22 protein-coding genes are annotated in these 24531 nt (G+C 66.8%); 12 read left to right on the forward strand and 10 right to left on the reverse strand.

The features are described from left to right. Nucleotides 1–12: 12 nt before the first annotated feature. Nucleotides 13–1224 carry a 4-hydroxyphenylpyruvate dioxygenase gene (gene hppD / locus MU582_06290; GenBank protein UPK76247.1) on the forward strand — a complete coding sequence of 404 codons (1212 nt, stop codon included), beginning with the start codon at nt 13–15 and terminating at the stop codon, nt 1222–1224. On the opposite strand, the gene MU582_06295 is transcribed toward hppD, so the two are convergent. Then, complete coding sequence (locus MU582_06295) at nt 1225–1812, reverse strand: class I SAM-dependent methyltransferase (GenBank protein UPK76248.1); 588 nt, start codon at nt 1810–1812, stop codon at nt 1225–1227. A 69-nt stretch (nt 1813–1881) separates the two neighbouring features. On the opposite strand from MU582_06295, the gene MU582_06300 reads away from it, so the two are divergent. Then, nucleotides 1882–3267 (forward strand): M1 family metallopeptidase, encoded by a 1386-nt coding sequence (locus MU582_06300; GenBank protein ID UPK76249.1) that lies wholly within the window; start codon nt 1882–1884, stop codon nt 3265–3267. A 2-nt stretch (nt 3268–3269) separates the two neighbouring features. Further along, nucleotides 3270–4655 (forward strand): FAD-binding protein, encoded by a 1386-nt coding sequence (locus MU582_06305; GenBank protein UPK76250.1) that lies wholly within the window; start codon nt 3270–3272, stop codon nt 4653–4655. Between the two features lie 34 nt (nt 4656–4689). Here MU582_06305 and MU582_06310 read toward each other — a convergent pair whose 3' ends face one another. Both MU582_06310 and MU582_06315 read right to left on the reverse strand, forming a co-directional pair. Continuing rightward, nucleotides 4690–5331, reverse strand: a complete 642-nt coding sequence (locus tag MU582_06310; protein UPK76251.1) for an NAD(P)H-binding protein — start codon at nt 5329–5331, stop codon at nt 4690–4692. A gap of 2 nt (nt 5332–5333) precedes the next feature. After that, nucleotides 5334–6236 (reverse strand): EamA family transporter, encoded by a 903-nt coding sequence (locus MU582_06315; protein ID UPK76252.1) that lies wholly within the window; start codon nt 6234–6236, stop codon nt 5334–5336. Nucleotides 6237–6299: 63 nt separating this feature from the next. Between MU582_06315 and MU582_06320 the strand changes: the two genes are divergently transcribed. The 4 genes from MU582_06320 to MU582_06335 all read left to right on the forward strand — a co-directional run bounded on the left by MU582_06320 (nt 6300) and on the right by MU582_06335 (nt 10644). Beyond that, nucleotides 6300–6797 (forward strand): MarR family transcriptional regulator, encoded by a 498-nt coding sequence (locus MU582_06320; GenBank protein UPK76253.1) that lies wholly within the window; start codon nt 6300–6302, stop codon nt 6795–6797. Next, nucleotides 6797–7771: an alpha/beta hydrolase gene (locus MU582_06325; protein UPK76254.1), complete on the forward strand. Its 975-nt coding sequence runs from the start codon at nt 6797–6799 to the stop codon at nt 7769–7771. Before MU582_06320 ends, MU582_06325 begins: the two co-directional genes overlap by 1 nt. 90 nt (nt 7772–7861) lie before the next feature. Then, on the forward strand, nt 7862–9694 hold the full coding sequence (locus MU582_06330; protein ID UPK76255.1) for a 5'-nucleotidase C-terminal domain-containing protein: 1833 nt from the start codon (nt 7862–7864) through the stop codon (nt 9692–9694). 53 nt (nt 9695–9747) lie between these two features. Then, nucleotides 9748–10644 carry a DUF2236 domain-containing protein gene (locus MU582_06335; protein UPK76256.1) on the forward strand — a complete coding sequence of 299 codons (897 nt, stop codon included), beginning with the start codon at nt 9748–9750 and terminating at the stop codon, nt 10642–10644. Between the two features lie 4 nt (nt 10645–10648). Here the strand turns inward: MU582_06335 and MU582_06340 are convergent, their stop codons facing one another. Together MU582_06340 and MU582_06345 are read right to left on the reverse strand one after the other, a co-directional pair. Next, nucleotides 10649–11938: a nicotinate phosphoribosyltransferase gene (locus MU582_06340; GenBank protein ID UPK76257.1), complete on the reverse strand. Its 1290-nt coding sequence runs from the start codon at nt 11936–11938 to the stop codon at nt 10649–10651. A gap of 220 nt (nt 11939–12158) precedes the next feature. Further along, on the reverse strand, nt 12159–13700 hold the full coding sequence (locus MU582_06345) for an HNH endonuclease (GenBank protein ID UPK76258.1): 1542 nt from the start codon (nt 13698–13700) through the stop codon (nt 12159–12161). Between the two features lie 324 nt (nt 13701–14024). Here MU582_06345 and MU582_06350 point away from each other — a divergent pair, with 324 nt between their 5' ends. From MU582_06350 to MU582_06365, 4 genes are read left to right on the forward strand one after another with little or no spacing between them, the layout of a single operon-like run. Next, a complete protein-coding gene (locus tag MU582_06350; GenBank protein ID UPK76259.1) occupies nt 14025–15266 on the forward strand; it encodes a M20 family metallo-hydrolase in 1242 nt (413 codons plus the stop codon). Beyond that, entirely contained in the window at nt 15263–16684 is a 1422-nt protein-coding gene (locus MU582_06355; GenBank protein ID UPK76260.1) for an amidase, read from the forward strand. The genes MU582_06350 and MU582_06355 overlap by 4 nt, the downstream gene beginning before the upstream one ends. A gap of 4 nt (nt 16685–16688) precedes the next feature. Beyond that, nucleotides 16689–16919: a DUF3311 domain-containing protein gene (locus tag MU582_06360; GenBank protein UPK76261.1), complete on the forward strand. Its 231-nt coding sequence runs from the start codon at nt 16689–16691 to the stop codon at nt 16917–16919. After that, a complete protein-coding gene (locus tag MU582_06365; protein ID UPK76262.1) occupies nt 16912–18372 on the forward strand; it encodes a sodium:solute symporter family protein in 1461 nt (486 codons plus the stop codon). Before MU582_06360 ends, MU582_06365 begins: the two co-directional genes overlap by 8 nt. A 4-nt stretch (nt 18373–18376) precedes the next feature. On the opposite strand, the gene MU582_06370 is transcribed toward MU582_06365, so the two are convergent. Next, nucleotides 18377–19294 carry a LysR family transcriptional regulator gene (locus MU582_06370; protein UPK76263.1) on the reverse strand — a complete coding sequence of 306 codons (918 nt, stop codon included), beginning with the start codon at nt 19292–19294 and terminating at the stop codon, nt 18377–18379. A gap of 111 nt (nt 19295–19405) precedes the next feature. Here MU582_06370 and MU582_06375 point away from each other — a divergent pair, with 111 nt between their 5' ends. Continuing rightward, nucleotides 19406–20347 (forward strand): hypothetical protein, encoded by a 942-nt coding sequence (locus MU582_06375; GenBank protein UPK76264.1) that lies wholly within the window; start codon nt 19406–19408, stop codon nt 20345–20347. 50 nt (nt 20348–20397) lie between these two features. Here the strand turns inward: MU582_06375 and MU582_06380 are convergent, their stop codons facing one another. From MU582_06380 to nagA, 4 genes are read right to left on the reverse strand one after another with little or no spacing between them, the layout of a single operon-like run. Continuing rightward, nucleotides 20398–21558: an amidohydrolase gene (locus tag MU582_06380; GenBank protein ID UPK76265.1), complete on the reverse strand. Its 1161-nt coding sequence runs from the start codon at nt 21556–21558 to the stop codon at nt 20398–20400. A gap of 32 nt (nt 21559–21590) precedes the next feature. After that, nucleotides 21591–22412: a class II fructose-bisphosphate aldolase gene (locus MU582_06385; GenBank protein UPK76266.1), complete on the reverse strand. Its 822-nt coding sequence runs from the start codon at nt 22410–22412 to the stop codon at nt 21591–21593. Further along, nucleotides 22412–23329 carry a hexose kinase gene (locus tag MU582_06390; protein ID UPK76267.1) on the reverse strand — a complete coding sequence of 306 codons (918 nt, stop codon included), beginning with the start codon at nt 23327–23329 and terminating at the stop codon, nt 22412–22414. Before MU582_06390 ends, MU582_06385 begins: the two co-directional genes overlap by 1 nt. Beyond that, on the reverse strand, nt 23314–24483 hold the full coding sequence (gene nagA, locus MU582_06395; protein ID UPK76268.1) for an N-acetylglucosamine-6-phosphate deacetylase: 1170 nt from the start codon (nt 24481–24483) through the stop codon (nt 23314–23316). The genes MU582_06390 and nagA overlap by 16 nt, the downstream gene beginning before the upstream one ends. Nucleotides 24484–24531: the final 48 nt, after the last annotated feature.

Below are 24531 nucleotides of genomic sequence, written 5' to 3' on the forward strand. Positions count from 1 at the left end.
CATGCTTTGCGCATGACTGACACCACGGACAGCACCCTGACCCCCGACGAGCTCGAGGCTGACCTCTCGCTCGATCAACTCAAACAGCTGGTCGGTCTCGTCGAGTACGACGAAGCCTCGGACCCGTTCCCCGTGACCGGCTGGGATGCCGTCGTCTTCGTCGTCGGCAACGCGACCCAGGTCGCGCACTACTACCAGTACGCGTTCGGGATGAACCTCGTGGCGTACAGCGGCCCGGAGACCGGCAACCGCGACCACAAGGCGTACGTGCTCCGCAGCGGGTCGTGCCGGTTCGTCGTGAAGGGCGGAGTACGCCCGGACAGCACGTTGCTCGATCATCACCGCAAGCACGGCGACGGCGTCATCGATATCGCGCTCGAGGTGCCGGACGTCGACAAGTGCATCGACCACGCGCGCAAGCAGGGTGCGACCGTGCTCGAAGAGCCGCACGACGTCAGCGACGAGCACGGCACCGTTCGTACCGCGGCGATCGCGGCGTATGGCGACACCCGGCACACGCTGGTCGACCGGTCACGCTACGACGGTCCGTACCTGCCCGGCTTCGAGGCGCGTACGACCTCGGTGGTGCGTGCCGAGGATGCGCCGAAGCGTCTGTTCCAGGCGGTCGACCACGTCGTCGGCAACGTCGAACTCGGCAAGATGGATGACTGGGTCGCCTTCTACAACAAGGTCATGGGCTTCGTGAACATGGCCGAGTTCATCGGCGACGACATCGCGACCGACTACTCGGCGCTGATGAGCAAGGTCGTCTCGAACGGCAACCACCGGGTGAAGTTCCCGCTCAACGAGCCGGCGATCGCAAAGAAGAAGAGCCAGATCGACGAGTTCCTGGAGTTCTACGACGGCGCGGGCGCTCAGCACATCGCCCTGGCGACCAACGACATCCTGAGCACGGTCGACCACATGCGTGCCAACGGCGTCGAGTTCCTGGCGACGCCCGACTCGTACTACGAGGACGCCGAGCTCCGGGAGCGGATCGGCAAGGTGCGCGTACCCGTCGAAGAGCTGCAGAAGCGGGGCATCCTGGTCGACCGCGACGAGGACGGCTACCTGCTGCAGATCTTCACCAAGCCGATCGGTGACCGCCCGACGGTCTTCTACGAGCTGATCGAGCGGCACGGCTCGCTAGGGTTCGGCAAGGGCAACTTCAAGGCGCTGTTCGAGGCGATCGAGCGCGAGCAGGAGCGCCGCGGCAACCTCTGATCAGCGTTCGGCCTTACGGGCGACGAAGCGGACGACGTGGTCGCGTACGCCGTACCGCAGGTGTTCGGCCTCGAGCCCGTGCTCGCCGAGCACGGGCTCGAGGCCGCCGCGGGGGATGAGCCGGTGTGGCGAGCCGTCGAGGTGGTGGATCCACGCGGAGATCGCAGTGTCGGTGAGGTCGTAGCCGATGAACCGGCCGCCGGGTCGCAGTACGCGCGCAGCCTCGGCGACCGCCGACTCCCAGTCGATCACGTGGTGCAACATCAGGAAGCTGACAACGGCGTCGTACGAAGCGTCGTCGTACGGCAAGCGGGTGACGTCGGCCCGGGACACCGCGACGTTGGAGTAGCGCACGAGCCGTACCCGTGCGGTGTCGACCATCAGTTCGTCGACGTCGGTCATGGTCAGGCGGATGTCGGGATTCGCGCGGGCGAGCGCCTCGGCCATGCCGCCGCCTCCACCGCCGATCTCGAGTACGTCGCCGTGGAGTTCCGTCCGCTGGGTCGCCCACGAGACGATGCGTCGCACCGCCACCTGCCACAGGCCGCTACGACAGAAGGATCGCTCGGGTCTCGACATCGACGGCATCGATACAGTGTGCCACTGGTCGACGGGGATCCGGCCTACGCGGACACGGACTCCGCGTAGGGTGAGCGCATGTTCGGTGGGCTACGCGGAATCAGTCTTGTCATCGCGCTCGGGGTGTTGGGCACCTCGGCGGCAGCTGGAGCACCAGCCGACGTTGGTGCTCCGGGAATCGGCGATCCGTACTTCCCGAAGTCCGGCAACGGCGGGTACGACGTACAGCACTACGACATCACGGCGGGATACGCCGGCAAGACCCGCAAGCTGCGCGGTGACACGATCATCAAGGCACGTGCGACGCAGGACCTCGTACGATTCAACCTCGACCTACTGCCGCGAGCGAGCGCTGTCCGGGTCGACGGCAAGCCGGCGAAGTTCCGACAGACCCGCCACGAGCTGATCGTCACGCCGCGACGCCGCATCGCCGACGGGCGACGATTCAAGGTGCGGGTCCGTTACGCCGGCCGCCCGGGCCGCATCCGCTACGCCAACGAGCAACCGTTCCTCGCCAGCAAGGCCGGAGCGCTCGCGATCGGGCAGCCCAACATCGCCGCGTGGTGGTTCCCGAGCAACGACCATCCGTCCGACAAGGCCCGCTTCGACATCGCGCTGAGGGTCGCCAAGGGTCGCCAGACCGTGAGCAACGGGCGTCTGGTCGGCAAGCGGACCCGCAATGGGCGTACGACCTGGCGGTGGCACTCGGGCAAGCCGATGGCGACGTACCTCGCATTTGCCGCTTGGGGAGACTTCGCGATCGATCGAGGCCGCACGAAGTCAGGCCGTCCGTACCTCTACGCGTACGACAAGCGCCTCGGCGACCGAACCCGCAAAGCAGCCGAGCGATCGATCCGTTCGACCGACCGCGTCACGAGCTTCCTCGCCAAGAAGTGGGGGCGCTATCCGTACAAGCAGATCGGCGGCGTCGTGACGGCCGCTCGCCTGGGGTACGCCTTGGAGAACCAGACCCGGCCGGTCTACGACGCGCAGTTCTTCGGCGGCGTCAACCGCGGCGTCGTCGCGCACGAGATGGCGCATCAGTGGTTCGGTGACGCCGTCACGGTCAAGCGCTGGAAGGCCATCTGGCTCAACGAGGGGTACGCTACGTACGCGGAGTGGCTGTGGAGCGGCGCGCACGGCGGGCGCACCCCACAGCAGCAGTTCAATCAGCTGTACGCGCAGCCGGCGAACGACCGCTTCTGGAATCTGCCACTGCGTAATCCGGGTGCGCACAACATCTTCGCCGGGCCCATCTACTCCCGTGGATCCATGGTGCTGCATGCGCTTCGCCGCGAGATAGGCTCGAAGGCGTTCTTCAAACTGAGTCGCCGATGGGTCCACCAGAACGCGGACGGCGTCGGGAGCCAGCGGGAGTACCGCAGGCTCGCCGAGGAGGTCAGCGGCAAGGAGCTCGACAGCTTCTTCCGATCGTGGCTGGGGCCAGGTAAGCCGGAGGTGTGAGCATGTCCGAGGAGACGCGGGCAGAGGTCCTGTCCGTACTCGCCGATCGGCTGCCGGCCGACTGCATCGTCGTCGACCCCGACCTGATGGAGTCGTACCGCGTCGACCGGGCGATGTTCTGCGAGGCCGGTACGCCGCTGGCGGTCGTACTCCCGCGGGAGACGTCACAGGTGAGCGCGACATTGCGCATCGCGTCCGAGTACGGCGTGCCGGTCGTGCCCCAAGGTGCGCGTTCGGGTCTGTCCGGTGCGGCCAACGCGATCGACGGGTGCATCGTCATCGGGCTCGAGCGCATGGCCGAGATCCGTCAGATCGATGTTGCCAACCGCTACGTCGTCACCCAACCCGGCGTCATGAACGCGGCGTTGTCGCATGCCGTCGAGGCATCGGGGCTCTTCTATCCACCGGATCCGAGTAGCTGGGAGTTCTGCTCGATCGGCGGCAACCTGTCGACGAACTCCGGCGGCCTGTGCTGTGTCAAGTACGGCGTCACGACCGACTATGTGCTCGGTCTCGAGGTGGTCCTCGCCTCGGGTGAGGTGCTGCGTACGGGGCGCCGTACGGTCAAGGGAGTTGCCGGCTACGACCTGACGAAGCTGTTCGTCGGCTCCGAGGGCACCCTCGGCATCATCACCGAGGCGACGCTGAGCCTGCGGCCGGCCGCGCAGCGACCCGAAACCCTGGCCGCAACCTTCGACGACGCGGAGCAGGCGGCGGAGGGTGTCTCGGCGGTCGTCGGCTGCGGCATCGTGCCGAGTCTGCTGGAGTTCATGGACCGCACGAGCGTTCAGGCCGTGAACGACGCGTTCCGCCTGGGCTTCGACCCCGAGGTCGGCGCGGTCATCATCGCGCAGTCCGACGCGGGCGGCATTCACGGTCGCGAGGAGATCGACCACATCTCGAAGGTGCTCGCGGACTGTGGCGCGACCCAGGTGGTCGTCGCCGACGATCCCGCCGAGGGTGAACTCTTGCTAAAGGCCCGGCGCGAGGTGCTCACGGCGTTCGAGCGACTCGGCACGACCCTGATCGATGATGTGTGCGTACCCCGCGATGCCCTTGCAGCACTGGTGACGGGCATTGACGCGATCGCCGCCGAGCACGACCTCGTGATCGGCGTCGTCGGCCACGCCGGTGACGGCAACTTCCACCCGACCGTTGTCTTCGACGGGCAGGACGAAGACGAGTCTCGGCGGGCCAAGCAGGCGTTCGACGACGTGATGACCCTCGGGCTCGACCTCGGGGGCACCATCACCGGCGAGCACGGCGTCGGCGTACTCAAACGTGAGCTGCTCGCCCGTGAGGTCGGCGACCTCGGAATGCGTGTGCATCGCGACATCAAGCGGGCGCTCGATCCGCACGACATACTCAACCCGGGCAAGGTCTTCTGACGCGGGCACCTCGCCACGGAGACGTCGCAGCGACTCAGTACGCGACCGTGAACCGCATCCGTCGGTGGGTGGGCCGCTCTACCTCGTCGACGAGTGCGACGGCGAGATCTGGGGTCGAGATGCGCGACTCTCCCGCGGCGTCGACGACGAGCTGATCGAGGCCGAGCCGGTAGCTCCCCGTCCGGGGTCCGTTCGTGAGCGTCGCGGCGGGGCTGAGGTAGGTCCAGTCGGCCTGCGCGTGTGAATCGCATACCGCGAGCTGGTCGCCGCAGGCCTGCGCGATCGGTCGGCCGGCCGGGGGCAGGTAGCGGGCGTCCTCGATGACGGTACGCCCGTCGGTGCCGGGTATGGTCAGGCTTCCGGCGCCGCCGACGACGATCAGCCGCGTGTTCGCGGGCGCGACTCCGTCGAGCAGAACCTTCGCCACCGCGGCGAGCTCCGACTCGCTGCCTGGTCCGGGGCGCGTTGCCGACACGATCACGTCGTGGGCGTACGCGAGCTCGTCGACGGCGACCGGGTCGGTCGCGTCGGCGATGTGGGGCACTGCTTGCGACGGAAGGCGCTCGGCCACCTCGGGTCGGCGTACGACTGCAGTCACATCGTGGCGTCGGGTGAGCAGCTCGTCGACGATGGTGCCGCCGATGTTGCCGAGTGATCCGAATACTGCGATGCGCATGGTCAGCTCCTGGTGGTGACGAGTGTGCGGTGGGCGGTTTCGGGTGTCGAGCGTCTGGCCGGGAGCTGCGCCGCGATGAGTGACGCGAGCACGACCAGCGCTCCGATCGCCTGTACGACGGTGAGGCCCTGGTCGAGCGCGATCCAGCCAAGCGCTGTCGCGACTACCGGGCTCAGCAGGGACAGGAAGGAGACGCCGACGGCTGGCAGCTCACGGATGCCGCGGAACCACAGGGCGTACGCGAGCGCCGACCCGATGATGGTGAGGTACGCGTACCCGAGCAGGTTCTGCGTCGTGAGTGTCGACGGCGGTGCACCTTCAACGACAAGGGTCAGCGGTAACAGCACCAGACCACCTGCGACGAGCTGCCAGCCGGTCGTAGCGAGCACCGGTGCGGGTGACGACCACCGTTTGCTCAGAACGATGCCGGTCGCCATCGTCGCCGCGCCGGCCAGTGCAGCGAGCACGCCCACGCCGTCGAGCCGCGCATCGGGTCGAAGGACCAGCAGGCTGACGCCGATCACGCCCGCTATGCCGGCGAGCGCCGCCCGCAGTGACAGGCGCTGCCCGAGCAGTGCCGCCGAGAGTCCGACGACAACCAGTGGCTGGACCGCGCCGACGGTTGCGGCGACACCGCCCGGGAGCCGGTACGCGGCGATGAACAGCAGTGCGAAGAAGGCGCCGATGTTGAGGAAACCGAGTACCAGCGACCGCCACCACCAATGGCCGGTGGGCAGTCGCCGGGTGACGGCGACGAGCAGTAGTCCGGCCGGCAGCGCGCGGATCAGCGCCGCGAACAGTGGTCTGTCGGCGGGGAGGTACTCGGTCGTGACGAAGTAGGTCGTACCCCAAACCGACGGCGTGATCGCCGTGACCAGGAGCAACGCCATCCGATTGCTTAGCATTAAGCAAAAGTAGCTCATCGCTAAGCAATCCACAAACGACCAGACACGGCCTAGGCTGGCGCCGTGGCAGATCAGGTCGACCGCGTACTCGAACAATGGGCCCGGGCGCGTCCGGACATCGATGCGTCACCGATGGGCGTGATCGGCCGCTTGACGCGGCTGGCCCGGCTGGTCGACGTACAACTGCGCGATACGTTTCGTACGCACGGACTCGACGGTGCGTCGTTCGACGTGCTCGCGACTCTCCGGCGCAGTAACCCCGAACACCGCCTCACGCCGGCTGCCCTGATGCGGTCCTCGATGATCACGTCGGGTGCAGTCACCCAGCGGCTCGACCGGCTGGAGGAGAAGGGGCTCGTGGCGCGTACGCCGCACGAGTCCGATGGTCGCGGCGTCTACGTGACGCTCACCGACGACGGCCGAAGACTCGTCGACGAGACGCTCCCGGACCATCTCGCCACCGAGGAGGCGCTCCTGGCGGGCATCAGCGGCGACGAGCGGGAGGCGTTGGCGAGGACGCTGCGTACGTTGCTGGAGTCCCTTGGTGACAAGGTCGACTGATGCGTCGCCGTATTCCACTGCGTACTCGCGTGTTCACCGGCCTGACCGGCCCGTTCGGTACGCCGGTCGAATCGATGGACCCCGCGGACCTACCCGCGCTGCGTCGCCGGCGTGCTCGCGTTCAAGGATCACGAGTCGCGCGGTTCATCGTCGGGCGCCCGGCGGCTGGTTGCGAGATCGGCGACCGGACGGTCTCGTTCGGAGACCGGCAGCTGCGGATGCGCATCTACCGGCCGGCCGGTGCCGAAGGTGCGCTGCCCGGTGTGATCGCGTTCCACGGCGGAGGGTTCGTACTCGGTGACCCCGAGCAAGCCGAGTGGCTGTGTAGCGAGGTCGCCGTACGGGTGGGTGCAATCGTCATGTCGGCCGACTACCGACTCGCGCCGGAGCACCCGTATCCCGCGGCCGTGGAAGATGCCTGGGACACGACCCGCTGGGCGTACGAGAGCGCTGCCGAGCTCGGTGTCGACACCGACCGGCTCGCGGTGATGGGCGAGAGCGCGGGCGGCACGCTGGCCGCGGTCGCGGCGATTCGGGCTCGCGACTCGGATATGCCCCGGTTGCGGATGCAGGCGCTGCTGTATCCGGCGGTCGACATGTCCGCGACGTTCGACTCCGAGCGTCGGAACGCCGCCGGCCCGGTCATCACCTCGGCACAGATGAAGGGCTTCTCTCGTCTCTACCTCGGCGGTGCGGACGGCAGCGATCCGATCGCGTCGCCGCTTCGTACGACCGACCTCAGCGGATTGGCGCCGGCGCTGATCCAGACCGCGGAGTATGATCCGCTTGCCGATAACGGCAGGCATTACGCGACGGCTCTGCGCGACGCCGGCGTTGCGGTGCGCTACACGAGCTATCGGGGAGCGGTGCACGGCTACCTGAACATGCCCGGCGTCGTGCCGGCGGCACGGCAGGCGATCGATGAGATCGCTCGCGAGTTCACGCGGGCGTTCGGCGGCCGTACGACGTCCTGACCAACGGACGGTGAACTCCGGTGCGCCGCGGGGCTGGACGACCCCGGCCCGTGCGAAGGTGGATCGCTGCCGTGATCGACAGGAGTAGAGATGATCGACCGTACCGACACACCGGGCCTCGGACGCCGCGCGTTGATCGGAGGTGCCGCCGCCGCGAGTGCTCTCGCCGCCGCGGGGTTCTCCGGTGCACCGACGTACGCGGCCAAGCCGAACCGGCGCACCCTCACGGTGCTCGGCACCACCGATCTGCACGGCAACATCTACAACTGGGACTACTACCGTGACGCGCCGTACGACGACGCCGACGGCAACGACGTCGGCCTCGCCAAGGTCGCCACGCTGGTCGAGGCGATTCGGCACAAGCGCGGCGCGAAGCGCACGCTGTTGCTCGACAACGGCGACACCATCCAGGGCACACCGCTGGCGTACTACTACGCCCGCATCAAGCCGATCACCGACGGCGCCAAGCATCCGATGGCGACGGCGATGAACCTGATGCGTTATGACGCCTCCGTCGTGGGCAACCACGAGTTCAACTACGGCATCCCGACGCTGCGTGCGTACGAACAGCAGCTGAAGTTCCCGCTGCTCGGGGCAAACGTGCACAACTGGGGCAACGGCCGCCCGGCGCTTCGTCCCTACGTGATCCGCAAGGTCGACCTGGGCTTCCACCGACCGGTGAAGGTCGGCATCCTCGGGCTCACCACGCCGGGCAGTGCGATCTGGGACAAAGCCAACGTCGAAGGCAAGCTGGAGTTCGCCGGAATCGTCGAGCAGGCTCGGCTGTGGGTGCCGGTCGTACGCCGCGCCGGTGCAGACATCGTGGTCGTCCTGTCGCATTCGGGTATGGATCTCTCGTCGTCGTACGGCGACGCGCTGCCGTACCCGGAGAACACCTCGGAGCGCCTTGCGAAGGTGGTGCCGGGCATCGACATGGTGCTGTGCGGACATACGCATCTCGACATTCCCAAGCGCATCGTGAAGAACAAGCGCTCGGACAAGAACGTGCTCCTCACCCAGCCGATGCGCTGGGGTATGCGGCTCTCCGTCGCCGAGCTGGAGGTCGAGCGCAAAGGCAACCGGTTCAAGGTCGTACGCCGCGACGCCCGTACGTTGAATGCCAACACCGTCAAGCCCGACAAGCGCATCACCAAACGGCTCCGCAAGCCGCACGACAAGGTGATCGAGTACGTCAACTCGGTGATCGGCACCGCCACTGAGGCGATGTCCGCGGCGACGTCGCGCTACGAGGATTCCGCGGCGATGGACTTCATCAACCTTGTGCAGGCGCAGGCGGTCAAGGCGGCGCTGACGGGGACCGATGATGCGTCGCTGCCCATGCTGAGCATCGCCGCGCCGTTCAACCGCGATGCGAGCATCCCGGCGGGTGAGGTGTCCGTACGCGACGTCGCCGGGTTGTACATCTTCGACAACACGCTGATGGCGATCAAGCTGACCGGAGCACAGGTGAAGGACTACCTGGAGAAGTCGGTGACGTACTTCCAGGCGGTCGACGGCACGGGCCCGTTCCCGCCTGACGAGGTGACGAACGCGCCGACCGACGAGGCTCCGAACGGCACGCCTGATTACAACTACGACATCATGGGCGGCCTCGACGCCGCCCTCACGTACGACATCGACCTCGGCAAGGCGGTCGGGTCGCGCATCGTGTCGCTCGCGTACGACGGTGAGCCGCTCGATCCCGACGGCGAGTACGTCGTGGCGATCAACAACTATCGGCAGTCGGGCGGCGGCGGGTTCCCGCATATGGCCGACGCGCCGGTGGTCTACAACGCTCAGGTCGAGATCCGTCAGCTGATCATCGACTGGGTCACCGAACAGGGCGAGATCGACCCGGCGTCGTTCGCCTCGACCGACTGGCGCCTGACCTACAACGGTGAGCCGATCCAGATCTCCCAATAGTCAGGGATCGAGAGACCGTGACAGTGGTGGTGTCACGGTCTAGGCTGGGCGGTATGAAGTCGCCGCTACTGTCGCGTTCGCATTGGCTACGCCAGATTGAGGCGCTGGACCCTGCCGTCGACCATGAGCGCATCACCACGTTGACAGCCAGGTATGAGTTCCCGTGGGACGTCCAGCAGGCGTTGAGCTTTGCGCTGTTTCGTACGTACGCCGTGCCGAGCATCGGGAGGTTGCTCTACGACACCGGCGAGTTCACCGAGCGCACCCAGAAGCGACATGACGACACGGCGTTGCTGCTCGACGAAATGGCCGACCACGGGCTCGACTCGCCCGGCGGGCGACGTGCGGTGCGGCGGGTCAACCAGATGCACCGCGCGTACGACATTTCCGATGACGATATGCGATACGTACTCGCGACCTTCGTGGTCACGCCGGTTCGTTGGATTGATGAGTACGGATGGCGCCAATTGCGTCCCGTCGAGGTCGAGGCCACGACGACGTACTACCGCAGGCTCGGCGAGCTGATGGGCATCCGCGACATTCCCGAGACGTACGACGGGTTCGCTGAGTTGTTGGACGACTACGAGCGTACGCACTTCGCGTACGACGAGGGCGCCCGCGCGGTTGCCGACGCCACGCTCGACCTGCTCTGTTCGTTCTATCCGCGGCGGGCGCGGAGTGTCGTTCGTACGTTTGCGCTGAGCGTCATGGACGACCAGCTCCGGTCAGCGTTCGGCTATGCGTCGCCGCCGGCTGCCGTGATACGCGCGAACCGCGCGGCGCTGCGCCTACGCGGCCGACTCGAACGTTTCCTGCCTGCACGGAGAAACCCGAAGCGGACAAAGGATCTGCGTATTATCCGCAGCTACCCGAACGGATTCGACGTCGATCACCTCGGCACGTTCCCCGCCGGCTGCCCGGTGCCGCATTCGAAAACCAGCTCGCACTGACGGATCAGGGCTTGCCCTTCAGATAGGTCGTCTCGATCGCCGGCTCGCCGTGGGAGAGCTGCCGGGCGTGCGGGGGAAGTTCGGCAATGCTGGCGCGGCGATGCTCGCGTACGGCGGCGAGCGACTCGTCGTACACCCGCTCGCCAGAGCGGACGAGTGGCACCAGCAGCTCGCGGGCGTCGGACGGAGGTGCTTGGTCGCCGATCCCGACCATCTCCTGGTAGGCGATGCCCGCTTGGTTGACGCGTCGCCAGGCCGTCTTGCGGCCGGCGATCGAGAGTTTGTCCTTGCTCCGCTTGGCGACTCCGATCATGGTGCCGTCGCTGTCTCTGGCGACGAGCTTGTAGACAAAGCCGCAGGTGGGATGTCCGGATCCGGTCACCAAGGACGTGCCTACGCCGTAGCCGTCGGCGGGTGCGGCGGCGAGCGCGGCGATCGCGTGCTCGTCGAGATCGCTTGTCACGATGACTTTCGTCTTGGTGGCGCCGAGTGCGTCGAGCTGCGCGCGTACTTCTGCCGCGAGCTGGGGGAGGTCGCCGGAGTCGATGCGCACGGCGCCGAGCTCGGTGCCCGCGACGTCGAGCGCGGTGCGTACGGCACTCTCGATGTCGTAGGTGTCGACGAGCAGGGTCGTGCCGCGTCCGAGCGAGTCGACCTGAGCGGTGAACGCGTCGCGTTCTGTGTCGTGCAGCAGGGTGAACGCGTGCGCGCTCGTGCCCGTTGTCGGGATGCCGTGGGTCCTGCCCGCCTCGAGGTTGGACGTGGCGTCGAACCCGGCGATGTACGCGGCGCGCGCCGATGCGACGGCTGCTTGTTCGTGTGTCCGCCGCGAGCCCATCTCGATGCAGGGCCGGTCGCCCGCGGCGCAGGTCATTCTCGACGCGGCGGATGCGATCGCGCTGTCGTGGTTGAGGATGGAGAGCGCGAGCGTCTCGAGCACCACCGACTCGCCGAACGTTCCTTCGACGATCATCAGGGGAGACCCGGGGAAATACGCCTCACCTTCGGCGTACCCGGAGATATCGCCGGTGAACCGGTAGTCGGCGAGCCAGTCGAGGGTCGGCCGGTCGACGATGTCGTGCTCTGACAGGTACGCGATGGTCTCTGCGTTGAATCGGAAGTCGGCGATCGCATCGAGCAGCCGCCCGGTGCCCGCGACGACACCGTAGCGTCGCCCATCGGGCAGTCGGCGGGGGAACAGCTCGAATACGGCGCGGCGATCGGCCGTGCCGTCGCGTAGAGCGGCCTGCAGCATGGTCAGCTCGTACTGGTCGGTGAGCAGCGCAGTGGTCACAGCGGTAAGCGTACGGTGAACGCCGGGCGGTGGCCCGCCAATGGGTCTCGGTTCACCTAGGGTGTGTCTCCAAACCCCACGTCGGCTCGCGTGTCTCCGCATCCCGACCGGCTGCGTTGCGGTCACTCGAAGGAGGACCGGCTACGTCTTCGCTCCCGCGCCTTGCCGGATCGGGCGCGGAGGCCCGCTCCCTGATCGACGCGGAGTCTGGAGACACGCCCTAGCCGTGTCGGTTGCGATGGTGTGGCTCGGTCAGATCACGGTAGCGCAGTCGCGTGACCGTGTAGCTGCAGGCAGGCAGGTCACGTAAGGAGCGCCGCCGGCCGGGCGGTGGCGATGATCTCGCCGGTTTCTGCTCTGCTTCGGTTTCGGCGGCGTGGCGGATTTTGGCGATGAGGTCGCGTACACGCTGCTTGGTGACTCGGGCGTGGTCGTCGATGATCGTGCGGGTGGAGCGGTGGAAGGTGAAGCCACCGTGCCCGTCGTGCCGGATGACGAGTTTGTTCTGATGCACGAGGTGGTGGCAGCCGCCGCAGACGCCGACCATATTGGACAGGTCGGTGCGCCCGCGGTCGCGGTTCCACCAGTTGACGTGGTGGAACTCCAGGAAGCTGGATCCGCAGCCGGGATTCGCGCAGATGCCGTCTTGACGGGCGGTGATCGCTTTACGTTGCGCTGTGGTGGCGAGGCGGCTGGTACGCCCGACGTTCAACACGTTGGCCTGCGGCACCGGGCCGCCAGTGATGCCGTGGGTGAGGATGCCTGACGTGTCGGCGTCGCAGGTGAGGTAGCCCAGCAGTTGGGGGCCGATGGGGCCGAACCCGACCAGGGTGGCCGGACGGGCACCAGGCAGACGCAGCAGGGTTTCGAGGTCGGCCAGGACGAGCAGTGAAACATCGGCACGCCGCCGCGGCTTCGACGGCTCCTGCTGCTCGCCGGACTGTTCACCTGCACTGTCGGACTGCTCTGTGTCGGCAGTCTGTTCTGACGGCTGCTGGTCGGCCGGGGGTGGGGTGTTTTGGTCGTCGAGCATTCGTCCGAGTCCGTCGACGCGTCGGTCCGACGGTGCGCGGTCGTCGCCGTCGTATTCAGGCATTGACATGGTTTTGGCCCATTGGGCGAATTTTGCTCCGGTGACGGGGTCGAGCATTCCGGAGACGTAGTACCCATCGCCGCATTTGGTGGCGGTGATGTCGCGTTTGTTCATGCCCCGCTGGTATGCCTTATCGCGTTCTTCACAGTTCACGATGTCGTTGAGTTCGTTGATCGCGACCCGCAGATCACGGGGCTCACACTTGCGGGCGAGTGGGACGAGGACGTCTTGGAGGTCGGTCATGATGTCGGCGCCGACCTTGGTGACACCGACGGTGAACTCGTCGACATGCGCCGCCCGGATCGTCCCGGCCCGTAGCGCGTCGGCGACTTTCGGCAACGTCTTCAGCGTTTGGCCGGCTTTGGTGTGACGCCGTGATTCACCGAGTCCCATCCGCAACTCCTGGCGAGCCCACCCAGCAACCGTGGACGCACCGTCGGACTTGTGGGCTTCGGTCTCTTTGAGTTGGGCGAACAGGGAGGCGCGTACCCCGTCGAGCAGATCGAGCGCGGCTTGCAGGTCGCGCAACGACTGGCACAGCTGTTCATCGGTGGCCAAGCCGATCTGGTCAGAGACGCCGGCAGCCTGACCCGCGACGTCGCGGAGGCGGGTGTAGGTCTGCGGCTCGAACATGGAACCTATTGTATCGCACAAAGGTTCGATGAACAAGAGAAAGGGAGCACCGAATCACCTTGTTTTAAAGGGAAATCGGCGAATCGGGAAGCGGTGAAGGTGGCAACTGAAGTGGCGAGGATGGTCGCGGGGAGGCGGCCACCGGCGCGTACCCGGCGTCGTCGCCGCCAAAGAAGAGAACCGCAGCGAACGGAGAACGATGAAGGACGGAACCGAAGCGGCGGGAAAACGGAGAAGGAGCCAACCGAAGCGGCGGGTCAGGCGACCCAACTAATCGATCCGTTCAATCAACACCTTCAAAAGATTCAATTGGACCGATGTGACCTACCTCGCCAAGATGTTGCGTCAACGGAGGTGCACATGAGCGCCGATGCATTCCTGCGGGACTTCCACTACGTCGCCACTATCGGAGCGACGGAGCGCAACGGTGTCGAGCGCCAGGCTGCGTCGGCCGAGGATGGGCGTACGCGCTCCTGGTTCGCCGGATGGATGCGCGATGCCGGCCGTTCGATCGCGGTTGACGGCATCGGCAACATGTTCGGTTTGTATGAGTGGAACCCCGGTGCGCCATACGTCGTGGTCGGTTCGCATCTCGACAGTCAGCCTCTTGCGGGCCGCTTCGATGGGGCGTACGGGGTGCTTGCCGCGATGCATGCCGCCGAGCGGGTCGACGAACGTATCGGCGAGACAACGCCGCGTTTCAACCTCGCCGTCGTGAACTGGTTCAACGAGGAGGGGAGTAGGTTCCAGCCGAGCATCATGGGCAGCTCGGTCTACACGGGGCTCTTCGAACGTGACGAGATGCTCGAGGTGACCGATCCTGACGGCGTCACGGTACGCAAGGCGCTGGCAGACATCGGTTTTCTCGGGACGGACACTCCGCCGGTGGCCGCGAGCTACGCGGAGATCCACATCGAGCAGGGCCGCAGGCTCGAACGCGAGGGTCTCGACATCGGGCTGGTCCAGAGCAGCTGGTACACCCAGAAGCTCGACATCGAGATTCTCGGCGAGCAGTCGCATACGGGTGCGACGGCGATGGCCGATCGGCACGACGCTCTCGTCGGCGCGTCCAAGGCGGTGCTACTGGTGCACGAGGTGGTCGACGACTTCGAGCCCGAGTCGATCGTTTCGTCGGTCGGGCAGTTGTTCGTGGAGCCGAACTCCCCGATCGTGGTTGCCCGCAGGGTGCACCTGATCGCCGACCTCCGATCCGGTGAGCCGGAGATCGTCAAGGCAGCCAGAGACAAGGTCGTACGTCAACTCGAGTCGCTCGCCGATGACTCCGGCCTCACGATCAACGTCGGCGACTTCGACATCCGCCCGATCCGGTACTTCCGTGAGGACGGGATCGAGCTCGCCCGCCGAGTGACCCACGAGCTCGGCTACTCCTCATGCCGGCTGCCGACGATGGCCGGTCACGACTCGGTCGCCATGAACACAATCGTGCCCGCGGTGATGCTGTTCATCCCGAGCGTCGACGGTGTGTCGCATTGTGAGCGCGAGTTCTCGACCGACGAAGCGATGGTCAAGGGAGTCGAGGTCCTGACAGAGCTCACGTACGCGCTTGTCCAAGGTGCGCTCGCCGACGGTGCTGAGCAATGAACGATCTGCACCTTCTCGACGCGACGACTGCGCTTCGGCTGTTCCAGGCCAAGGAGCTGTCGCCCGTGGAACTGATGCAGGCGGTGATCGACCGACACGTCGGAGTGGGCGAGTCGGTCAATGCATTCACCGAGACCTTCTTCGACGAGGCGCTCGACGCTGCGCGGGACGCCGAGGCGCGTTACCAGCAAGGCGTGGAGCGGCCGGGTCTGCTCGGTCTTCCCGTGGCGACCAAGGAGAAGCACATGCTCGCTGGGCGGCGTCTCTCGCAAGGGTTGACGTTCCGCCGCGACGAGATCAGCGAGCTCACTCACCCCGTCGTCGCGCGGATCGTACGCGTCGGAGGCATCGTGCACGCGCGTACGACCTCACCGGAGTACAGCTGCGCGACCGTCACGCACAGCCCGTTGTGGGGAGTCACCCGAAACCCCTGGAACCTCGACTACTCGCCGGGTGGTTCATCGGGTGGCTCCGGTGCCGCGCTCGCCGCCGGACTCACGCCGCTCGCGACTGCGTCGGATATCGCCGGCTCGACACGCATCCCGGCGTCGTTCACCGGCACGGTCGGTTACAAGGCCCCATACGGTCGCATTCCGGGAGTGCCCCCGATGTCGGCCGATCCGTACCGTGGCGACGGCCCGATGGCGCGCACCGTTGCCGACACTGCGCTGCTCGCGAACGTCATGCTCGGGCGTGATCCTGACGACCACACGTCGCTGTGGCCCGATGCGAGGATCCGCGTACATGACGACGTCGCAGGCATGCGCATTGCGCTGTGCATTCGACTCGGCGACTACCCGGTAACCGCCGAGGTGGAGCAGAACACGTACGCGATTGCCCGGGCACTCTCCGATTGCGGGGCGACCGTCGAGGAGGTCGAGCTGCCGTGGAGCACTCGCGAGATCGCCGAAACGGCGTTCACGCACTTCGGTCACCTCCTCGCTCCCGCGATGGAAGACGATGTTGCCGGCCATGAGGATGAGCTCGCCGCGTACACGCGAAGATTCATCGCCGATGCGCGCGAGACCGCCGGACGACACAGGTACATCGACGCCCTTCGCGTCGAGACCCGGATGCAGTCCGAACTCGCCTCGGCGATGGCGGGGTTCGATGCGCTCATCTGCCCGACCTCCTGTACGCCCGCGCTCAGCGCCGAAGGCGACTATCTCGACGGGATCGACGTCGACGGTGTGCATCTCGAGCACTACTGGGAGTCGCATCTGACCTCCCCGTTCAACATCGCCAACCGTTGCCCGGTCCTCGCGGTTCCGAGCGGCATCGCATCGACGGGCATACCGACCGGCGTACAGATCGTCGGCCATCCGTACGACGACGAGACGGTGTTTCGGGTGGGCGCCGCCGTCGAGCTGCAACGACCGTGGGGGAACCGCCATCCAGCCATCGAAACCATGAGGTGAGTCGATGAGTCAGCGATCGTTTCGAACGTTGTTCGTGGTGATCTGTGTGATCACCTTCGTGCCGGTGATGTTTCCGGTGTTCGAGCTAGCGAACAGCGCGACACCCATTGTCGCCGGACTTCCGTTCGGCTTCTTCTGGGTCGTGCTGTGGGTCCTGATCGTCGCGGTCTGCGTGGCGTTCCTGTACCGCATCGACCCGGACAACCAGGGTGAGGAGGACAATCATCATGGCTGACTGGCAGTTCGCAATGGCGATCATGATCGCCTACCTCGCGATCGCTCTCGTGATCGGTGTCCTGGCGGGCAAGGGTCGCGGCGGCTCGCTCTCGGAGTTCGTCGTCGCCGATCGATCGCTCGGCTTCGTCGTGACGGCGTTCCTGATGGGTGGCGCGGTCTTCAGCGCTTTCTCGTTCCTGGGCGCCCCCGGCTGGGCGTACGCGCAGGGCGCTCCGGCGTACTACATCATCGTGTACACGGCATTCGGCATCCTGCCGTGGTACATCATCGGCCCGAAGATCGGCCGAATCGGCAAGAAGCTCAACCTGTACACGATGTCAGGCTTCTTCTACGCTCGGTATCCCAACAAGACCGTACCGGTACTCGTTGCAGTCATCGCGCTGCTCGGGTTCATCCAGTACCTCGCCACCCAGATGAAGGGCATGGCGTACGTCTTCAACGTCATGACCGACGACACTGTGCCGTTCAAGCTCGGCGCGCTGATCGCGTACGGGATCGTGGTCATCTACGTGGCGACGGGCGGACTGCGCGCCGCCGCCTGGTCAGACGTGTTCCAGGGTGCCCTGATGGTCATCGTGGCTTGGGTCGTGGGCATCGCTGTCGTGCGCGAGCTGCACGACAGCAGTACGTCGATGTTCGATGCGATCGCCGCCGACAACCCGGGATTCCTCGAGATCGGTCACGCGGGATCGACGATGTCGCCTACCGGTTACACGACGACGATCCTGGTGTCCTTGATCGGTCTGCTGATGTGGCCGCATCTGTTCTCCAAGTCGTACTCGTCAAGGCCGCGTACCATCAAGCAGACCGTGATCGTCTACCCGATCTTCGCGTTGTTTCTGGTGCCGCTGTTGTTGGCCGGCTTCGCGGCGGTCGGCATCGTCGAGCCAGATACGGTACTGCCCGATGAGATCCTGCCGTACCTGATCACGACCGTGCTCGACATGCCGGGCTGGCTGTACGGGCTGGTCGGAGCCGGCGCCCTTGCGGCCGCGATGTCCTCGGCAGATGCGATCACGCACAGCGCAGCGCTCGAGGTGACGGATGGCCTGATCCGCAAGGTGAAAGAGGACATCTCCGAACGCACTACCCTGCTGATCATGCGCTCCGCGGTCGTGATCATCGGCGCGGCGGCGTACCTGATCGCGATCTACGGCGGGCAGGGGCTCATCGACCTGCTGCTCGGCGCATACGGTTCGATCGTTCAGTTCGCCCCGGGTGTCTACTGTGCGCTGTACTGGCGACGGGCGACCGCGGCCGGAGTGACCGCGGGTCTGCTCGTCGGTGCGGCGCTGAACTACTTCTTCCAGTATGGCCCGGACACCACCCCGTACGACATCCATCCCGGCATCATCGGGCTCATCGCGAACGTCGTCGTGATGGTCGCTGTCTCGTACGCCACGCCGGCGCACGAACGCGAGAAGGTCGATGAGTACGTCGCGGCGCGATGAGCGGTCAGTCCTCGCCGTAGAGGCTGCGGCACACCTGCTCGAAGGCGAGGGCGCGCCGGGTCGGGCGTACGTCGCTCGGTCGGACGAGCATCAGCTCGATCGGCGGCAGCTCGTCGGCGAGGCGGATCGGCACCACGCTGTCGCCGGTGTAGGTGAGATCGTGCTGGAGGCGTTGGTTGAGTAGCGCGTATCCGTGCCCGCGGGCGACGAACGAGCGCACCGTCTCGTAGCCGACGAGGCGATGTCGCACGTTCGGCGTCACTCCGACGAGCCGGAACAGGCTCTCGTAGTACTCGCGGCTGTGCGGTAGGTCGAGCAAGATGAGTGGATCGTCCTCGAGTTCGCGAAGCGCGACGGGAGTCTCGGGGTGCTTCGCGAGCGGGTGCTCACGCGAGACGATCACATGTGGGGGTATGCGCTGCAGCACCTCGGCGCTGAAGCCGCGAGCCAGACCGAGACCGTACGTCAGCGCGATCTCGCAACGGCCGGAGCGAAGCGCCTCCTGCTGATCGGCTAGGTCGGATTCGTGGATAGTCACCTCGAGTTCCGGATAGCGTCGCTCCAGCTCATCGAGGATCAGCGGCAGGCGTACGGATGCGAGCGGACCGAACACTCCGACCGAAAGCACGCCGACGGGTGACTTCGCGAGCCCTTGTGCGGCTTCGTACAGCGAGTCGGCGTGCTCGAGGAAGACGGCGAGGTCGCGTGCGAACTGGGCGCCGGCGGCGGTCAGCCGGAGCGCGCGGGTGCTCTGTCGCATGAACAGCTGTACGCCGAGCGCCCGCTCGAGTTGAGACATCGCCGTCGAAAGCGCAGACTGCGTGATCAGCAGCTCGCGTGCGGCGGCGGTCATACTTTCTGCGTCGGCAACCGCGGCGAAGTAGCGCAGCTGGGTCAACGTGAACTGCGTCGATGACGACATGGTCCGACGATATGCCGGTGCCCGTCCGGGCAGAGTTCGGCGCATTCGAACCGATACTGAGCGGTGCCATTAGGCTGATAGGTGGGTACGACGACGAGGTGGGAGGACCCGATGATCCGACCGAGGCAGGTCGCTGCGATCGCGGCGGTGGCCCTGGTGATGACGGCATGCGCGTCCGATGAGGACGATCCGCGCGCATCCGACGGTGACACGACCGTCGAAGTCGTCAACGCGTACGCGCCCGGTTCGCCCGGCGCCGCCGGCGCCAAGGCGCTCGTCGACCAGACCGGGCCCGCTCTCGGCGGGGAGTCCAGCCTCAGCAACGGTGACGCCGCGGCCCCGCTGGCGGCGGTCGCCGAGGCCGAGGCCGACGGACTGACGGTCGGCGTGGCTCCGAGCTCCGCATTGACGCTCCAACCGCAGGTGTCCGAGGTCGGCTACGGCCTCGATGATTTCGAGCCGGTGTTGCTGACGTCGTCGCAGCCGGTCGTACTCGCCGTCGAGCAGGATGCTTCGTACGACAAGCTGCGCGACCTCGTCGCCATCTCCAAGGAGCTGACCACCAAGGTGGCGAGCACCGGGCGACAGACCCCGCAGGGCGTCGACGCGGCGATGTTCGCGAAGAAGTCGGGCGCCGACATCGTGCAGAAACGGTTCGCCGACGACAAGGAGTCCGTACAAGCGCTGGTCCGCGGTAAGGCAGATGTCACGGTCACGACTGCGGCCGCGGCGATCGGGCCCGAGCAGTCCGGTGACATCCGGGTTCTGGGAGTCTTCACGCCCAAGCCGATCGATGCCTTCCCCGATGCGCCGACGATGCGCAGCAGCGGATACGACATCGCCTTCGGTGTCGACAATGTCGTCGTCGCACCGAAGGGCACGAGCGAAGAGGGCGTCCGTACGCTGCGCGATGCGTTCAAGGAGGCCGCATCATCCGGTGAGTACCAGCAGTTCCTCACCAAGAACGCGTACACCGCGAAGGCCATCTCCGGCCCGGCGCTGCGTACTTACCTCGCCAAGCAGGCAGCCCAGTACAAGAACGTGCGCCAGTAGGTTGCGTCGTACCAACAAGGGCGATCCGCAGGATCGCGTAGCGATGACGGCTACGCGACTCGCCCCGCGCGGATCACGGTCCGCTCGGCCGGATGCGTCACCACGGCCTCGGCCGGTGTGGTGACCGGCACCGCGACCAGATCCGCGGGCGCCCCCGTAGCGATGCCGCGGTCGTCAATACCGAGCAGCCGCCGGCCGCCGAGAGTCGCCGCCTCCAAGGCAAGCTCGATGTCGGGGTCGCGCCGGAACGTGCTCCGGTACGCGAGGTGCATGGCGCGTTCGAGCATGTCGCCGCTGCCGTACGGGCCCCAGAGGTCGCGGATGCCGTCGTGCCCGCACGCGACCGTGACGCCCGTACTGCGGAGCGTCTTCACCGGTGGTACGGGGAAGCTGTAGACGGCTCCGGTCACGATCGCCACCCCGGCCTCGGCGAGCACGTCGGCGATCGAGTTCTGCTGACGATCGTCGAGATCGCCGAAGGCGTACGCATGGCTGACTGCGACCCGCCCGCCCAGCGACAGGGCCTTCGTCCGTTCGGCGATGAGCTCGAGCTCCCACGCGCCGAGCGTGCCGCCGTCGTGAAGGTGGATGTCGACAGCGAGATCGTGTCGCTCGGCGATACCGAACACGATGTCGAGGTGGCGTACTGGGTCGCGATCCATGCCCGCAGGGTCGATGCCGCCGATCGCCTCGACACCGGCGTCGGCAGCCGCGGCCAACAGGGCTTCGGTCCCCGGTGTCGCGAGTATCCCGTGTTGCGGGAACGCGACCTGCTGTACCTCGACAGTGCCGACCCGATCGACGCCTTCGCGCACGGCCTCGATACCGCGCAGACCCACGTCGGGGTCGACGTCGGTGTGCGTACGCGCGTGCGTCGTGCCGTACGACGCCATCGTCTCCAGCAGCGCGACGATCCGCTCGACCGACGGGATGGCGAGCTCGCCGCGCCGGTCGCGGTCGTTGGAGATGCGCTCGGCGAGCGCGTCGCCCGCCGAGTGCGGCACCCAAGGTCCGCCGTAGAGAGTCTTGTCGAGATGGCAGTGAGCCTCGACGAAGGTCGGCAGCAGCACCTGCCCGGTCACGTCGAGGGTTTCGGCGTCGGTAGGGGGTTCCACCCGGCCGACGGCATCGATCACTCCGTCGCGGATGAGAACGTTGCCGATCGCGCCGTGACCCCATACGTACGCGCCACGTAGAAAGAGGTTTGCCATCGCCGCAGCGTAGCGGGATTGACGCCGGAGAGTTACGCCAATAGCCGGAGAAGCCGCTCGACCTCGGCGGCGACTGCTTCGCGCCCCGGGCCGAGATACTTGCGGGGGTCGACCAGATCGTCGTCGGTAAGTGCCTCGCGTACGGCGGCGGTGAACCGCTTGTTCAGCTGGGTCGCGATGTTGATCTTGCGCATGCCGTGACGTACGGCCGACACGAGTCCGTCGTCGGGTACGCCGGACGATCCGTGCAACACCAGCGGCACATCGACGGTCGTCGCGAGCCGTGCGATCAGATCATCGTCCAGTACTGCATCGCGAGTGAGCATCGCATGCGACGAACCGACCGCGACCGCAAGTGCATCGACATCCGTCGCCGCGACGTACGCTGCCGCATCCTGCGGATCGGTGCGTACGCCCGGGGCATGGACGCCGTCCTTGCCGCCGACCTCACCGAGCTCGGCCTCGACCGACACGTCCCGGGCATGGCAGTAGCCGACGACGTCGCGGGTCGCGGCGACGTTCGCGTCGTGCGACAGCGCAGACGCGTCGAACATCACCGAGGGCACGCCGATCCGTACCGCTTCCTCAACGAGAGCCGTCGACGTTGCGTGATCAAGATGCACGGTGACCGCGGCGCTGCTCGACTCGGCGACGGCAAGACAGGCCCGCAGAATCGGCTCGAGTCCGCGGTGGTATCGCGCGGTGTTCTCCGAAACCTGAAGCACCACGGGGCGTCCGGCCGCCTCGGCGCCCGCGACGATCGCTTCGGCGTGTTCGAGCTGGATGACGTTGAATGCGCCGAGAGCTCCAGGCGCGGACTTGCCGATGAGATCGGCCAACGGAGTGAGGGGCATCAGGTTCTCTCCTCGTCACGTTGCGTGGTGATACCGGTGCGGAGACTCGCGCGCACCGCAGCGTCGATCTGGCCGGCCACAGGTGCGACGACGGCTGCTCCCGAGGTCGCCACCGCGTCGACGAGCAGCGTATGCCAGTCGTCAGAGTCGCGCGCGAGCTGGGAGATGACTGCTGCCGCGGCGGCGTCTCCCGCGCCGGTCGGGTTGCCGTCGACGCGTCGAGCCGGTGTTGCATGCCGTACCTCATCCGCGGTGACGGCGGTCATCCCCTCGGCACCGCGAGTCGCGATCACGGCGCGTACGCCGGCGTCCACGACCGATCTGCAGGCGTCGAGCCAGTCGTCCGTATCGGGTGCCAGGGCTCGTACCTCGTCGGCGTTGGGCATCAGCACTACGCCGGGTACGCGAGCTGCCAGCCTCAGCGCCTCGCCGTCGGCGTCGACCACGACGGGTACGCCCGCCGCGACTGCGAGTCTCGCGAGCCGTGCCGGCAGGCCAGGATCCGCTCCACCGGGCAGGCTGCCGGATACGACGAGTCCACGCGCATCGACGAGCGCCGCCTCGACCTGCTCGGCCAGCGCGTCATCGGCACCTGGCTCGAGCTCGTGCCCGCGCTCCCAGAAGGCAGTGGTCTCGGCTCCGTGCACGACGAGGGTCCGGCGTACGCGGGGGAGTGCGTCGATCAGCTCGTTGGAGATGCCGTCGGCGTCGAGCGCCGCGGCGAAGCCGGCATCGCCAAAGCCCAACGCATGCACGTCTTCGCCGAACTGGCCGAGCACCCGGGCAACGTTGATGCCTTTGCCGCCGGCGCGCTCTTGTACCTCGGCGACCCGATGCACCTTACCGAGCTCGACTCCCGGCACGACGTACGTCACGTCGTACGCGGGGTTCGGAGTGACCGTCAGGAAGTGAGCCACTGGCCCTGTCGCATCACGCGCTGGACGGTGAGCCGGTGGTCGGTGACGAGCACATCCGCGACGCGGCCGGGGAGCAGCGCGCCGTGGCTGTCGTCGACGCCGATCGCGCGGGCCGGGGTATGACTCGCGGCGCGCACGGCGTCGATCAGTGGGACGCCGATCTCGTTGACGCAGCGAGCGACGTTCTCGATCAGCCGGCTCGTACCTCCCGCGATCGAGCCGAACTCGCCGTCGTCGTCAACGAGCCGGGCGAGACCGTCGCGTACGCCGACCCGCTGACCGCCGAGCTCGTACTCGCCGTCGGCCATGCCCGCGGCGGCCATCGCATCGGTCACCAGCGCGATCTGACCTCGGGCGATCGAGAACGCGAGCCGGACGAAGCCGGCATCGAGGTGTTGTCCGTCGGCGATCAGCTCGATCACTGCATTGCCGGTCGACGCGGCGACCAGCGACGCTCCGACCGGACCGGTGGCGCGATGGTGGAACGGCGGCATCCCGTTCGCGAGATGGGTGACGACGGCGTCTCCTTCGAGGGCGTCGATGGCCGCGGCGAATGAGTCGTAGTCGGCATCGCTGTGCCCGAGAGCCACGGTGACGTCGCGGTCGTGCAGCACCTTCGCCGTACGTTCGTAGCCGGGCCGCTCCGGAGCGATCGTCATCATCGAAACGGTGCCGTCGGCGGCATCGAGGATTCGGCTCGCAACCGCGGGGTCGGGGTCGATGATCTGGGCCGGATCCTGAGCTCCACAACGAACCTCGGACAGGAACGGACCTTCGAGGTGTACGCCCGCCACCACGCCCGCGCGTACGAGGGGCGCCAACGCCGCCACCTGTGCGACGAGATCGTCGGCCGAAGCGGTGACCAGACTCGCCACGACACTCGTCGTACCGTGGCGGTGATGGTGCTCGGCCGCCGCAGTCGCCTCGGTCGGGTCAGTGGTCGTGAAGCGCGCGCCGCCGCCACCGTGGCAGTGCATGTCGACGAGGCCGGGGAGCAGCGTGCCCATCGGGTCGGGCAGTGTGGTGCCCGGGTGTTCGTCGTTCCATGCCGAGGCGGGCAACACCGCGACGATCCGATCACCGTCGACCTCGACGACACCGTCGTCGATGACGGACTCCGGCGTGACGACGCGACCCCGTAACGGCATGGTCATCGGATCGGCTCCGCGTTCATCGGGTGGTCTCGACGTGGTTCGGGTCGC

It is taken from the genome of Nocardioidaceae bacterium SCSIO 66511 (assembly GCA_023100825.1).
In the GTDB taxonomy this organism is placed as follows: domain Bacteria; phylum Actinomycetota; class Actinomycetes; order Propionibacteriales; family Nocardioidaceae; genus Solicola.